Source organism: Micromonospora palythoicola, from assembly GCF_036689795.1.
Classification (GTDB): Bacteria; Actinomycetota; Actinomycetes; order Mycobacteriales; family Micromonosporaceae; genus Micromonospora; species Micromonospora palythoicola.
Genome location: NZ_JBAGKI010000003.1, coordinates 79,502 through 92,442, shown reverse-complemented (window position 1 = coordinate 92,442; position 12,941 = coordinate 79,502). Strand labels below are relative to the sequence as shown.

14 protein-coding genes, 1 pseudogene and 1 riboswitch are annotated in these 12,941 nt (G+C 70.1%); of the genes and pseudogenes, 8 read left to right on the top strand and 7 right to left on the bottom strand.

From position 1 onward, the window contains the following. Nucleotides 1-89: 89 nt before the first annotated feature. Nucleotides 90-944 carry a DUF6745 domain-containing protein gene (locus V5O40_RS02455; RefSeq protein WP_332903914.1) on the top strand — a complete coding sequence of 285 codons (855 nt, stop codon included), beginning with the start codon at nucleotides 90-92 and terminating at the stop codon, nucleotides 942-944. 211 nt (nucleotides 945-1,155) lie between these two features. On the opposite strand, the gene V5O40_RS02450 is transcribed toward V5O40_RS02455, so the two are convergent. Next, nucleotides 1,156-2,037, bottom strand: a complete 882-nt coding sequence (locus V5O40_RS02450) for a sigma-70 family RNA polymerase sigma factor (protein ID WP_332903913.1) — start codon at nucleotides 2,035-2,037, stop codon at nucleotides 1,156-1,158. A gap of 69 nt (nucleotides 2,038-2,106) precedes the next feature. Between V5O40_RS02450 and V5O40_RS02445 the strand changes: the two genes are divergently transcribed. Then, a complete protein-coding gene (locus V5O40_RS02445; RefSeq protein ID WP_332903912.1) occupies nucleotides 2,107-2,874 on the top strand; it encodes an SDR family oxidoreductase in 768 nt (255 codons plus the stop codon). Nucleotides 2,875-2,944: 70 nt separating this feature from the next. Here the strand turns inward: V5O40_RS02445 and V5O40_RS02440 are convergent, their stop codons facing one another. Both V5O40_RS02440 and V5O40_RS02435 read right to left on the bottom strand, forming a co-directional pair. Then, nucleotides 2,945-4,165: a CorA family divalent cation transporter gene (locus tag V5O40_RS02440; protein WP_332903911.1), complete on the bottom strand. Its 1,221-nt coding sequence runs from the start codon at nucleotides 4,163-4,165 to the stop codon at nucleotides 2,945-2,947. Further along, nucleotides 4,162-5,013 carry a glycosyltransferase family 2 protein gene (locus tag V5O40_RS02435; RefSeq protein WP_332903910.1) on the bottom strand — a complete coding sequence of 284 codons (852 nt, stop codon included), beginning with the start codon at nucleotides 5,011-5,013 and terminating at the stop codon, nucleotides 4,162-4,164. The genes V5O40_RS02440 and V5O40_RS02435 overlap by 4 nt, the downstream gene beginning before the upstream one ends. 33 nt (nucleotides 5,014-5,046) lie before the next feature. Then, nucleotides 5,047-5,263, top strand: a riboswitch (cobalamin riboswitch). Nucleotides 5,264-5,412: 149 nt separating this feature from the next. On the opposite strand from V5O40_RS02435, the pseudogene V5O40_RS02430 reads away from it, so the two are divergent. Then, nucleotides 5,413-5,741: pseudogene (locus V5O40_RS02430) on the top strand (acyl-CoA thioesterase); the annotation flags it as partial. 94 nt (nucleotides 5,742-5,835) lie between these two features. Here V5O40_RS02430 and V5O40_RS02425 read toward each other — a convergent pair. Next, the gene (locus V5O40_RS02425; RefSeq protein ID WP_332903909.1) at nucleotides 5,836-7,449 is read right to left on the bottom strand and encodes a bifunctional NAD(P)/FAD-dependent oxidoreductase/class I SAM-dependent methyltransferase; all 1,614 of its coding nucleotides are present in this window, start codon (nucleotides 7,447-7,449) and stop codon (nucleotides 5,836-5,838) included. A 76-nt stretch (nucleotides 7,450-7,525) separates the two neighbouring features. Between V5O40_RS02425 and V5O40_RS02420 the strand changes: the two genes are divergently transcribed. Continuing rightward, the gene (locus tag V5O40_RS02420; RefSeq protein ID WP_332903908.1) at nucleotides 7,526-8,083 is read left to right on the top strand and encodes a helix-turn-helix domain-containing protein; all 558 of its coding nucleotides are present in this window, start codon (nucleotides 7,526-7,528) and stop codon (nucleotides 8,081-8,083) included. 32 nt (nucleotides 8,084-8,115) lie between these two features. Here V5O40_RS02420 and V5O40_RS02415 read toward each other — a convergent pair whose 3' ends face one another. Then, nucleotides 8,116-8,310, bottom strand: a complete 195-nt coding sequence (locus V5O40_RS02415) for a helix-hairpin-helix domain-containing protein (protein ID WP_332903907.1) — start codon at nucleotides 8,308-8,310, stop codon at nucleotides 8,116-8,118. A 214-nt stretch (nucleotides 8,311-8,524) separates the two neighbouring features. Here V5O40_RS02415 and V5O40_RS02410 point away from each other — a divergent pair, with 214 nt between their 5' ends. Together V5O40_RS02410 and V5O40_RS02405 are read left to right on the top strand one after the other, a co-directional pair. After that, nucleotides 8,525-9,268 (top strand): alpha/beta fold hydrolase, encoded by a 744-nt coding sequence (locus V5O40_RS02410; RefSeq protein ID WP_332903906.1) that lies wholly within the window; start codon nucleotides 8,525-8,527, stop codon nucleotides 9,266-9,268. A 139-nt stretch (nucleotides 9,269-9,407) separates the two neighbouring features. After that, nucleotides 9,408-10,355 carry a hypothetical protein gene (locus V5O40_RS02405; RefSeq protein WP_332903905.1) on the top strand — a complete coding sequence of 316 codons (948 nt, stop codon included), beginning with the start codon at nucleotides 9,408-9,410 and terminating at the stop codon, nucleotides 10,353-10,355. A 105-nt stretch (nucleotides 10,356-10,460) separates the two neighbouring features. Here V5O40_RS02405 and V5O40_RS02400 read toward each other — a convergent pair whose 3' ends face one another. After that, complete coding sequence (locus V5O40_RS02400; protein ID WP_332903904.1) at nucleotides 10,461-10,748, bottom strand: DUF2277 domain-containing protein; 288 nt, start codon at nucleotides 10,746-10,748, stop codon at nucleotides 10,461-10,463. Between the two features lie 264 nt (nucleotides 10,749-11,012). Between V5O40_RS02400 and V5O40_RS02395 the strand changes: the two genes are divergently transcribed. Further along, on the top strand, nucleotides 11,013-11,444 hold the full coding sequence (locus V5O40_RS02395) for a RidA family protein (RefSeq protein ID WP_332903903.1): 432 nt from the start codon (nucleotides 11,013-11,015) through the stop codon (nucleotides 11,442-11,444). 51 nt (nucleotides 11,445-11,495) lie between these two features. Further along, complete coding sequence (locus tag V5O40_RS02390; protein WP_332903902.1) at nucleotides 11,496-11,903, top strand: hypothetical protein; 408 nt, start codon at nucleotides 11,496-11,498, stop codon at nucleotides 11,901-11,903. A 79-nt stretch (nucleotides 11,904-11,982) separates the two neighbouring features. Here the strand turns inward: V5O40_RS02390 and V5O40_RS02385 are convergent, their stop codons facing one another. Further along, entirely contained in the window at nucleotides 11,983-12,921 is a 939-nt protein-coding gene (locus tag V5O40_RS02385) for an alpha/beta fold hydrolase (RefSeq protein WP_332903901.1), read from the bottom strand. Nucleotides 12,922-12,941 lie beyond the last annotated feature (20 nt).

The following is a 12,941-nucleotide window of genomic DNA, read 5'->3' as shown; positions in this document are numbered from 1 at the left end:
CGGTCAGCCAGACCGGTTGCGCGAAGCGACCCGATCGGCGATCATCTAGCGATGATCTCCAACCGGAAGGGCGGACACGCCCTGGCGCGTTGACCGCGCCCACGCGGCACGACGAGGCCGCGACCCTCTCCCCGACCTCCCGCGAACTGTGGCGGCAGGCCGAAGTGATCCGGCAGGAGTGGCTGGGGTACGCCCTCTCCACCGAACCCGCCGACCGACTCACCACCGAACAGTGCCTCACGGCGATCTACGCCCGGGCCGGTCGCCGCGAGCCCCGGTTCGCCTGGGTGGACTCCCCCGCTGCGGCGCTGCCGCTGATCCAGCGACTGCCCACCCTCGACCAACTCCTCCAGTGGGTCCGCGACCCCGTCCCGGCCGGCCCACCGACTCCGGCCAGCGACGTCGCGACCGTGGCGTCCCGGCTGAGGGCAGCGCTCAGCGACGGCGTCCGGCACACCGACCCCGAACTGTCGCCCGTCCGCCGAGGCAGAGCGCGCGAACCCTGGCCGGACCTGCCACCGCAGGATGCCCTCGACCGGCAGGTGCCACTCGGCGTCGTGCTGCACCGAGGCGTCCGCAACGCCCTGCACCGCAGCCTGGTACCCGGCTTCACGCAACCGGTCCGCGCGGGACTGCCCGGTGGCGACCGAGAGACCCCGGTCTGCTGGTACGGCCAGCAGGACGCATTCTGGGTCGGCTACTACGACATCCTGCACCGGCTCGGGCTGGCCGCGTACCCCGCCGAGGCGAGCGACCAGCTGCGGACCTGGATCGACCTGGCGCGATCCGGCGGATGGTGGTGGCCCGGCTCGACCGTCTGCGTCGTGGTGGAGCGGCCGGCAGTGATCCACACCGAACCCGTGCCCGGCTCCTGGTACGACGAGATCCGGCTCCGGCCGGACGGTGTCCGGTACCGCGACGGCTGGCGACCACCGTCGTGCTGACCGACGGCTGAACACCGCCACGAGGACGGGGCAGGCTTGGCGGGCGGCCGTTGCGGCAGCCAATGGCGCCGCAACGCGGGAGGGCCGGGAACCACGAGCCGGTCGCCGCTCGCCAAGCCGCTCACGTCCGCCATGGCCGGCATACGTCGGCCATCCGCGTGCAGACCGCCGGCCGTCCGGTCCGGGCACGCTTCGCTGCGGCAGTGTCGAGTCATCCGGCCAGGGCGATGGTGAACGTGCGGAGACGATCGCGGTCGGCGGTGATCCGAACGGTGGTGATGGCCGGGCCCAGGAAGCCGAACTGGATCACCAGCGACAGCTGGCCGAGCGGGGCCATGACCAGAGCCGGGCTTCCATCGACCAGGGCCAGGGCGGTGTGGCGTGCCCGGGGCGTCGCCGCCGCGGCGCTCTTCGCCACGGCCAGGGCGCCATGGAGAGTAAGGGGCTTCCCGGTCCCGGTGACGGTCGCGTCCGCGCGGAGTTCGATCTCGGGGTCCAGAAGGGTCAGCAGCGCCGCGAAGTCCCCCACCCGCGTCGCCGTGAGGTACGCCTCGACCGCCGCACGCCGACGGTCCCGATCCGCCGTCCGCACCTGTCCGCCGCGCACCTTGACCCGAGCTCGGCTGGCGAGCTGTCTGACGGCGGCGACGCTGCGCCGCATCGAGTGCGCGATATCGCTGAACGCCACATCGAACATGTCGTGCAGGACGAACGCGATCCGCTCCGCGGGGGTGAGGCGGTCGAGCACCACCAGCATCGCCAGACCGACCGATTCGGCCCACTCGACCTCTTCCTGCGGGATCCGGTTCTCGTCGACCGCTGTCAGCCAGTCGGCGGTGTGACCGTCCAGCGACTGCTCGCGCCGGGCCTGCCGGGCCCGCAGCAGGTTGAGGCATACGCGGCTGAGCACGGTCGTCAGCCAGGCGGCCACGTTCTTCACCTCGGACATGTCGGTGCGGTCGAAGCGCAGCCACACTTCCTGGACCGCGTCGTCCGCCTCGGCACGGGAGCCGAGCATCCGACAGGCCTGCGCCCGTAGCCGGGGCCGCTCCGCCTCGAACCGGTCGAGCAGCGCGGAGCCCTGGACCGTCATGTCACGTCTGCTGGCCGGTTCGGGTCGTAGCCGTGTCACAGTCCAAACGTACAAGAGGGAGATCGACAGATGTCCTCCACAACTCTGGTCACCGGCGGTACCGGTCTGCTGGGTTCGCAGGTCGTACCGCTGCTTCGGCATGCCGGGCAGACGGTCCGAACCCTCAGCCGTCACAACCGGCAGCCGGTCGAGGGCGTGCGGCACGCGGCCGTCGATCTGTTGGCCACGGACGAGATCGACCACGCTCTCGACCGGGTACGCATCGTGCTCCACCTCGCCGGTGGACCCAAGGGCGACGACGTCAGCACCGGTAACCTGGTCCGGGCCGCCCGGCGGGCGGGCACCGTGGAACACCTGATACTCATCTCGGTCATCGGCGCGGACGCCGTCCCGGTCGGCTACTTCGCCCGCAAGGCGCAGGCGGAGCGGATCGTGGCTACCTCCGGCATCCCGCACACGATCCTGCGCGCCGCGCAGTTTCACGACCTGGCGTTGCGGACAGTCCGGGCAATGGCAAAGTTGCCGGTCCTGCTCGCGCCCACCGGAGTCCGCTGGCAGCCGGTCGCCTCCGCCGAAGTGGCATCGCGGCTCGCCCAGTTGACCCTGCAAGACCCAGTTGGCCGAGGGGCCGACCTGGCGGGACCAGACACGTACACCCTGGAGGAACTCCAACGTAGCTATCTCGCCGCCGTCGGCAAGCGCCGTATCCGCCTTCCGATCCACGTTCCCGGCAAGCTGGGAAGGGCCTACCGATCCGGCGCCAACCTCGCGGTCGAAGCATCGACCGGCACCGAAACCTGGGAACAGTTCCTCGCCGCCCGGACCACCCCGATGTGAATGCTCGCGTCGGAGCAGGTGGCGGCCCGTTGCGGGCCGCCACCCGGCCCGGCGGCCCGTGCTGCGCCGCTCAGCTCCGGGGACGGCGTGATCGGGCCCGCACCACCAGGATCAGGCAGACGCTGATCAGTCCGGCGAGGACCGAACCGAGCAGCATGAACCAGAGGCCCTCCCGCGCGTCGGCGCCCGGCAGGCCCTTCACGTTCGCCCCGTAGAACGCGGCGATCAGACCGGGTGCCACGAAGACGGCCGCCAGTATCCCCACGATGGCCTGGAAGGCGCCGTCCCGGTCGGCCCGCTCCTGGGCCAGCCGGAACTGCTGGCCCGAGGTGGCGTTGGCGACGAGGTCGAACGACTGCCGGACCGCCCGGCGCTGCGCCTGCGACTGGGACAGGAACCGCTCGCACTTCTCCCTGACCAGGTCGCGGACGTCGGCAGGGATGCCCGGCTGGATCTCGATCCGGCGGACCAGGGTACGCATGGCGTCCCGGTTGAGCGCGGTGCCGTGGCCGAGCAGGGCGAGGTGGCGCTGCAGGCGGTGGAAGTCCGGCCCGACGAACAGGCCGCCGTCGCCGGCCGCCTGCGTCAGGAAGTAGTTCTCCCAGGTCTCCAACTCCAGGTCGACCATGTCGACGGACCACTCGATGTGCCGCACCACCGCGCGCAGGACGCGGGCCATCCGCTCCGCGCCGCTGCCGCCCGACGGCCGACCCTCGAACCGCCGGTCGGGCAGCCCCCACGTCCGGTACTTCGAGCCCTCGCCACCGGTCCGTCCGGTCCAGACGACGACGCACCAGCGCGGCGCCCAAATGATCCGGGCGTGCCGGTGATGCGCCACCGGATCGGCGGCGGCGTCGTCCTGCCGCCAGTTGACCGACGGCACCAGCACGTCGAACCAGGCGGCGCCCGCGCTGGCCAGGGCCGGCGGGACGGGCGGGATCCACTCGGCATGCCAGGGCATCGGGTCGTCGCGCAGCCCGTCGGCGAGCGCGGCCAGTTCGTCCACCGCCCCGGCCGGGAGCAGGTCTGCGAGGAGCAGCCGCAACGCGGCGGGGGCCCCGGCCCCGGACTCGCCGATCTCCAGATCCCAGCCGTCCGCGCCGGCGGCGACCATCGCGGCCAGGTCGACGCCGTCGCTGATCCAACCGGCCCCGAGCACCTCGTGCCGGAAGTTGTCCGCGTCGGGGATCGTACGGTTGCGTCGTTCGATCTCGGCTCGGGCACCGGTGACCAGCCTCAGTTCCTGATCGTTCCGGCTGACCCGCAGTTCGCAGCTGGCCGGTGCGCTCATCCGGCGGTGACCTGGCGGGCGATCTCGGCCTGCCATTCCGGCGTCGTGAACGTGCTGATCTCCTCGGGCGTGGGCAAGGGCGTCTCCAGCTTCCGCAACTCGTCGGGATCGTCGCCGCGCAGCGTCCGCAGCGCGACCAGCCGGGCATGGGTCCACCGGCGGTAGCTCTCCCGGTTGGCCTCGAACCGGGCGGTCCGCACGGTCTGGTCCCGGTGCTGCCGGTAGAGATGGACCGGGTGCGGCACGTACCACCCCGGCGCGAACGTCGAGATGGCCAGCAGGACGTCCTGGTCCTCCATCTGGGTACCGGCCGGCCACCCACCGGCGGCGAGCAACCAGGTGCGGTCGAACATCACCGCGCCCGGATGGAACAAGAGGTTCTTGTGGTGCCGCCAGATCTCCTCCAGGCGCCCGGGTGGCACCGGACCCGGCTGGTACGGCTGGCGGGTGAAGCGGGCCAGCCGCTTGCCGTCCGGGAAGACGTCGACGCTCTCACCGAAGACGAACCTCACCTCCGGGCGGGTACGCAACGGCTCGGAGAGCAGTGCGAGCGCGTCCGGGAAGAACTCGTCGTCGGCGTCGAGCGGCGCCACCCAGCGCCCGGTGGCGCGCAGCAGGGCCCGGTTGCGCGCCGCGCTGACGCCGAGTCTGTCCCCGTTGGCGGCAACCCGGATCCGGCCGTCGTCGACCGCCGCCGGGAAGTCCACCTCGACCGGCCGCTCGGGGGTGCCGTCGATCTGGATCAGCCACTCCCAGTCCGGGCCGCCGTCCTGCCGGAGCAGGGATTCGTGGGCCTGGGCGAGCATGTCAACGTGCGCCGGCAGAACAGGCGTGATGACGCTGATCATTCCTTGATCCTAGTGCGGTGCCCACAACGGGATAGGGTGAGCGACGGCGCTGGTTCGCCCGACCGTCAACGGTGGGGCGTCGTAAGAGGGAACCCGGTGAGAATCCGGGGCTGCCCCGCAGCGGTGAGTGGGAACTACCGCCGTCTCCACGCACTGGGCCGCCCGGCCTGGGAAGCGACGGCCAGTAGGAGACCGGACGACTCCGGCACCGCCCACGAGTCCGAAGACCTGCCCGCGCTGCGTACACAAGGTGTGTGCGCTGCCGTCGACCTCGCGGGTGGGCCGGGCGGGGTGACGCGCCGCGACGGCGTGTTCCTCGACGTGCGCGCCCACCGGTCGGTCGGTGGTCTCCTTTCCGAGGACGGACGCCCCGTGTACGACACGACCACCACGCTCGCCTGGGCCGGACGCAGCTCCATGGAGGGCACCGTCAAGGCCACCGCCGACCGGTGGGACCGGGCCGTCCCACCGACCGACGTGGCCACCGCCCACCTGGTCATGGTCGCCGTCGACGACGACGGCCAACCCCGGCCGGTGCCACCGCTGCTCCCCCAGAACGACGGCGACCGGCGCCGCTACCGCGAGGCAGAGATCCGCCGCGAGCACCGGCCGGCCCTGCGCCGGGCCCTGCTCGACCGCACCGAGGAGGACTGAGACGCTCGGACTGTCCGCAACGGCCCTCGCGGGCTACCTCGCCGCGGGCGCTGGACGCCTCGCTCGACGGATGACTGACGGCCGCTGGTCACGGCGCGTCAACCGGATCTGCGCCGTCGCGTCGTGCTCGGACTACGCCTGGTCGCCGGCCGACCCGGTGTGGCCGTGTTAATCCTTGTCCAGCCGGACGGCGCGCAGCACGACGTCGTTGACGTGGTGGGTGCTGATCGCTCCCGGGGGGCGCGGCCGGCTCTCGTTCACCTCGATGCGCCAGCTGCCCGAGGCCGTGATCGCGGCGGCGATCTCGTCGATGCCGACGTACGCCTGCGGGTCGTACATGCGGGTGTGCTCAGCGGGGTCCGCCGGCTGCTGGAGCGGCGTCAGGTCGTGGCCGACGACGAGCAGCGTCCCACCGACGGCCACGGCGTCGAGCAGGTTGCGCAGGCCGCGCTGCTCGGGGGTGCGCTGGAACGATCCGTACTGCAGGGAGACCAGGTCGTAGGTCTCGTCCGCGAAGGCGGCCCGGTCGTTGGCGTCGCGGTGCAGCGTACGCACGTCGAGCCCGCGACGTTCCGCTTCCGCCCGGACGCGGTCCAGTGCCCTGCCGGAGACGTCGGAGGCGGTCACCTGCCAACCTCGTTCGGCCAGCCAGATCGCGTCGGCTCCCTCACCCGCGCCGACGTCGAGCGCCCGTCCGGGGGGCAGGTCCGTCGCCTCCGCCACGAGGGTGCCGTTCGGGTTGGCGCTCCACATGCGTTCCTGGTCCCCGTACCGGCTGTCCCACTCGACCTCGACGCCGCAGGGGCGGACACCCGCCGTGGTGTCCTCGGCGGCGAGGTCGAAGGCGATCTGGGCACCGACCCGGCTGCCGTTCGCGGCGGCCGGCAGGACCTGGGCGCTCGGGTCCGTCAGGTTCCCGGCGGCGTACACGCCCGGCACGCTGGTACGTCCGGTGGAGTCGACCGCGACGAGGTCACCGAGTCCGCTGGGGTGAGCCGTGATGTCGATGCCCAGCCCGGCGAGCATCTCGACCCGGGGGCGGAACCGGGCCCCGGCGAGGACCGCGTCGGCGGGCAGGTTGCGGCCGTCGGCGAGCTCGACGACGAGTGAACCGTCCGGGTCGGCGTCGGCCACCCGGCGCACCGTGCCCTCGACCACCGCAACCCCGGAGGCGACGAGGGTCCGCACCACGGCCGGGTCGATCCCCGTCGCGTCATGCGGCACCACGGTCAACCGGTCGGTCAGGTGCCGCATCAGCTGGGTCGGGTGCAGTCCCATCGGCGTCGTGACGATCTGCACGACCCGCAGGTCGCGGACCTCCCAGCCATGGCAGAACGGACAGTTGATCACCTGGCGGCCCCAACGCTCGGCGAGGCCCTCGATGTCGGGAAGCTCGTCGGCGATGCCGGTCGCGGCCAGTACCCGGCGGGCGACGAGACCGTGGCCGCCCGAGAGCGCGAGGTGGAAGCCGTCGTCCTCCTTGCGCACCGCCAGGACCCGGCCGGTGAGGACGTTGCCACCATAGCTACGGACCTCTTCGCGCCCGATGGTCCGCATCTGCTCGGGCGGGGTGCCCTCGCGTCCGAGGTAGCCGTGCATGTGCGCGGCCGGCGCGTTCCGCGGGGTGCCGTCGTCGACGACGATGACCGAGCGTCGCTGACGAGCGAGTTGCAGCGCAGCCGCCAGACCGGCCGCCGATCCGCCGATGACGGCGACGTCGCACCGCCGGACGATGCGCTGGTGGGGTGGGTGATCGGAGGCTTCGTGGGCGTGGTTCGTCATGCGTCAAGCGTAGGAACGTCTGGCGCTTGCTGAAAGATGGTTTGCGGAATTCGCAAGACGGGGTCATGCTTGAGCCATGACCGGTCGCAGTGAAGTCGAGCAGCTGGCGCGCACCCGGCTGCGAAGCATCCGCACCACGCTCGGCTACTCCCTTGACGAACTCGCCGAGCGCACCAACCTCAGCCCGTCGACGATCAGCCGGGTCGAAACGGGCAAACGCACACTCAGCCTCGACGTGCTGGTGCCGCTGGCAAACGCGCTACAGGTCAGCCTCGACGTCCTCTTCGAGGCGACCAGCGACGAGGACGTGGTGATCCGTCCCGTTCAGCACCGTTCGGGTTCGCGCACCACCTGGCCGCTGAGCCGCGCCGACGGGCGCACCATGGCGATAAAGGTCCGGTTGGAACCCGAGGCGACGATGCCGGCCCAGCGGGTCCATCCGGGGTACGACTGGTTCCTGGTGCTCGACGGCAGGGTGCTGCTGTGGCTCGGCGAACGGCAGATCGAGGTCGGCAAGGGCGAGGCGGCCGAGTTCTCCACGATGACACCCCACTCGATGACAGCGCTCGACGAGCCCGCCGAGCTGATCATGATCTTCGACCGCGAGGGCCAGCGCGCACATCTGCACCAGTGAGCGCGGAACCCGGCAGGATGGGGTGCCTCGGGTCAGCTCAGCCGAAGATCGTGCTGTTCGAGGGCCGTCTCGATGATGTCCAGTGCCCTCGGCCCCACGCCGTGCAACCTGGCAAGCTCTGCACGCGGCGCATCGGCGAGCTGGCGTAGGGCGGTGTAGCCGGCGGCGTTCAGCGCCCGCGTCGCGGGTGCGCCGATCTTCGGCAGGGTGTCAAGGGACGATTCCACCGCTCGATGCTAGAACGCCGCTTTCCCGCAGGATCGCCCCGTCGCGGACGCGGTTTCGGTGTCTGGCTGACACCGGCCGTATGCGTCCTGAATATTGGAGGCTGCGCCGCGCACCTGGCAGGTGGTGCGGACCGTTGCGTGTTGCAGATGACCGCCCGCCGACCGACCATGCTGACCCGGCATTCGGGGCAGTGCGGCCCCGAAAGGACGTGACGTGAACGCCGCTGCTGATACGTCCGGCCAGGACAAGCCGACAATCGTGCTCATCCATGGCGCGTTCGCCGACTCGTCGAGTTGGAACGGGGTCGTTGCCGACCTCAAGCGTCGGGGATATCCGGTCGTCGCCTTCGCCAACCCGCTTCGCGGTGTCCAGAAGGACGCGGCGTACGTACGCTCCTTCGTGGACTCTGTTCCCGGACCGGTCGTCATGGCCGCGCACTCATACGGCGGAGTGGTGATGACCGAGGCCGCGGACGGCGCCGCCAACGTCAAGGCTCTGGTGTACGTCGCCAGCGTCAGCCCGGATGTCGGTGAGAGTGTGGCAGCCCTGGGCGCGAAATTCCAGGGCAGCCCGCTCTTCGAGGCCATCAAGAGCGTGCCGTTCACCCTCGCCGACGGTGAGACGGGCATGGACCTGTACGTCGACCAGGACAGGTACCCCGAGGTCTTCGCCGGCGACGTGGAACCCGCGATGGCCGAGCTGATGGCGGCCACGCAGCGGCCCGCCGCCGCCAGCGCCCAGCAGGAGGGCGTGACGAAGACGGCCTGGAAGACCATTCCGACCTGGACCCTGATCACCACCAAGGACCAGGGCATCCAGCCGGAACTGCAGCGCTTCGTCGCCGAACGCGCCGGGTCGACGATGGTCGAGGTCGAGGCGTCACATGCCGTCGCGGTCTCCCACCCCGGCGCCGTCGCCGACCTGATCGACACCGCCGCCCGCGCCACGGTGAGCTAGGCGGCGTCTTTCAGAGGATCGACGTCCGGCACCATCCAGAATCCCACCACTCCGGTGGCCGTCGCCCGGTCACCCGCGACCGCGCCGGCCGGATGAGCCGCCAACGGTGCCCTTGCACCGCTGTCGTCAGATGGGTCGTATGGCTGACGACATCGAACAACAGCTGGCTTCGGCCGCCGAAGCGCTCCGTGAGTACGAGATGACCACCCGGCGTAGTGCGGAGCTGCGCCGGCGGATGGAGGAGATGACCGCGCAGCTCGCCGCACTGCGCGCACGGCACGCCCGCGAGCAGGAGGATGTCGAGCGGTTGGAGGGTCTCTCCCTGACCAGGGTGCTGGTCTCGTTGCGCGGCGCCCGTGACGACACGCTGGCGCGTGAACGTGCGGAGGCCGAGGCCGCACGCTATCGGGTGGCCGAGGCCGAGGGCCGGCTTGCGGCGATACGGCGGGAGCACACCGCGGCGGAGGCGCGGCTGCGTCAGCTCGCCGCAGCGCCGAGCACCTATGCCGCCGTACTCGACGACAAGGAGCGATACCTGCGCGACTCCGGAGACCCGCGCCGTGCGCCGCTGATGGAGCTGGCCGACGAGCGGGGCCGGCTCACCGGTGAGACGCGTGAGGTGAGCGAGGCCATCCGGGCCGCGCACACCGCATGGCACGCCCTGTCTCAGGTACGGGACAAGCTCGGTAACGCGTCCGGTTGGTCGACCTATGACACGTTCTTCGGCGGCGGTGCGATCAGCAGCGCGATCAAACACTCCCGGCTGGATGAGGCGGCACAGGCCGCAGCCCATGCCGATCGTTGCCTCGCCGTGCTGCGCACCGAACTCGCCGACGTCCCAGGGGTGGCGCTCACGGCCCCGCAGCTGGCAGTCGACGGCCTGACCCGGTTCGTCGACGTCTGGTTCGACAACATCTTCACCGACCTCGCGGTACGAGACCGGATCAAGCAGGCCGAGCAGAACGTCGCCCGGTCCATGCAACTGGTGCGCCAGGTGCAAGCCCGGCTGGAGCAACGGGCAAACCAGGTACGCGCCAGACTCGCCACGATCGACACCGAACGCCGCGATCTTCTCACCCGACAGTAGGCGGCTATACGCCCCGAGCCACAGTACGGATGGTGACGACCAGGTCACGGCCGCCGTTGACGAGAGACTCACAGGTAACCGACCGGCAGCTACCTGCGGTGCCGGTCAGCGCGAGGCGATCGATGGAGACCCGTACCGTTCGGCCGCGCGCGCCTTCGCTTTGGCCGCCTCCACGTCCCGGTCGCGGGGAGGCGCCTTCGTGACGAGGCTGTCCAGTAGTGTCCGGGTGGCCGCCGTGACGGCGCGGACCGCCTCACCGAACGCCTCCTCGTTGGCCGCCGAGGGCCGCGTCGCGCCGCTGACCTTGCGCACGTACTGGAGGGCGGCGGCTTCGATCTCATCGTCGGTCACCGGCGGTTCGAAGTTGTGAAGCACGCGGATGTTTCTGCACATGTCCCTACCATGCCACGCAGCTCCGTCTGGCTGGCACGCCGAGCCGGCTACCACCGAGCCACCCGAGGTGAACCACTTCGAGGAGGAAACCGCGTCGGCTCGGCAGAGCGGGTAATCCCCGAGACCTCTGCGGCCAGGCACACCCGATCAGGTACGTCTCGAGCCTCCAGTCGCGGTCGGCGATTCTCACCGCCCTGGCCGAACTATCGTCGGCCGGTGGCGGGTGGACGTCCGAGACCGTAGGGGCAGAGAGGCGAGAGTGACATGACCGATGCCGTTCTTAGCGGGGACATCGACAGGCTCGCCTTCATCAACCCGAAGGGCCTCTACGATCCACGGCCGAACGCCTATTCGCATCTCGCGGTGTTCCCGGCGGGCTGGCGGATGGTCCTTCCGGCGGGCCAGGGCGGGGAGACCGAGGACGGCGTCCTGTCGGAGCACTTCGAGACGCAGCTCAGGCAAGCGCTGACGAACACGCAGACGGTGCTCGCCGCCGCCGGCGCCGCGATGTCCGACGTGGCCAAGTTCAACCTGCTCGTCGTCGATCACGACGAGGAGAAGTTCACAGTGGTGAAACAGGAGTTCGGTCGGGTGTGGGGTGACCGCAAGCCGGCGTGGACCCTGATCCCGGTACCCGCGCTAGCGTTGCCCGGCATGTTGGTGGAGATCGACGTCATCGCCGTCGTGCCGCACTGAGGTGACGGTACGCGAGGCAGGTTACCCATCGCGGTTCGTTAGCGTGTCACCGTGGACGAAGCAGCACGGCTGATCAGTAGGAGTTGCACGACTGGATGGGCCGATTGGATCCATGGTGAGCTGTGGTTGCTGCCACGTCATCTGGTCCGACGTCGGCTGACCCTCCGCGAGACACGCGCCAACAAGGACGGCCGTACGGTCCCCGTCCCGCTGCCCGAGGTGCCGTCGTCGTCTTTGGCTCTGCGGGACATCGCGTCCGCGCACCGGACCAACAAGGTGATCCCACTCGATGAGGTAGCTGAGGCCCGGCTGCACCGCGGAATCCTGACGGATCGGCTGGCGCTGAGGATGAGTGACGGCAGCCGCCACAAGTTGCTGTGGCTGAAGGTCGATCCGGCACACGAGATCCTCGGCCCCGCACTGGGGCACCTTCTTGGTGCCCGCTTCACGCAAGATTGAGCCGAAGCGCGGGCCCCTGGACCGCCCGGATCTTGTAGAGCCTCCACAGGGTCCGGGGCGGTTCAGATCTCCTGCTGCGCTAGACGACATCCCGCTGGTCCAGCCACTTGAGGATTATCTGGTTCGTTTCTTCCGGCTTTTCCTGCTGGATCCAGTGACCGCAGTCCAGGCTGACCACGTCCACGTTCGGCACGAATTGTGGCAGTCTTTCAGATCTCGCGACCGTGTCGCGGTCGCCGTAGATCATGAGGGCGGGCTGCCGGATGACGGGGTCCACGTCCGCCAGCAACCGCCAGTTGCGGTCCAGGTTGCGGTACCAGTTGATGCCGCCCGTGAACCCTGTTGATTCGAAGGCGGAGACGAAGACGGCCAGTTCGCTGTCGCTCATGATGGGTTGACCGAGTGGGGTTTCCATCCTGGCAAGGTTGATCAACGCGTTGCCCGGTCGCGGCTCTGCGGGGGGCACGTCCTTCCGGTACAGGTTCCGCAGGAACTGGTACGTGTTCTCCTCGAACACGGCGTCCGCGACGCCCGGCTGCCGGTTGAAGTGGACGAAGTAGAAGTCGCTACCGAGCGTCTCCTCCATGAACTCGATCCAGGGTCGGTCGCCGCGCTCGAGGTACGGCAGGCTCAGGTTGATCACCTTGTTGACCCGGTCCGGATGCAACAGGGTCAGGCCCCACACGACGGCCGCGCCCCAGTCGTGACCGACGAAGGTGGCATCGTCGTATCCGTAGTGATCGAGCAGTGCGACGAGGTCACCCGACAGGTGTGCGATGTCGTAGTCGGTGACGTCGGTCGGTCGGGACGAGTTGCCGTAACCCCGCTGGTTCGGAACGATGACGTGGTGGCCCGCCGCCGCGAGGGCGGGCATCTGATGGCGCCAGGAGAAGGCGTGCTCCGGCCAGCCGTGACACAGCACGACGGGGTTCCCCGCGTTCCGCCGGCCGGCTTCGAACACCTCCAGTTCCACACCGTTGACCGAAACTCGGGTGGGCTCGGGAAAATCGGTAGTCATGCCGGCATCCTGCACGGCGA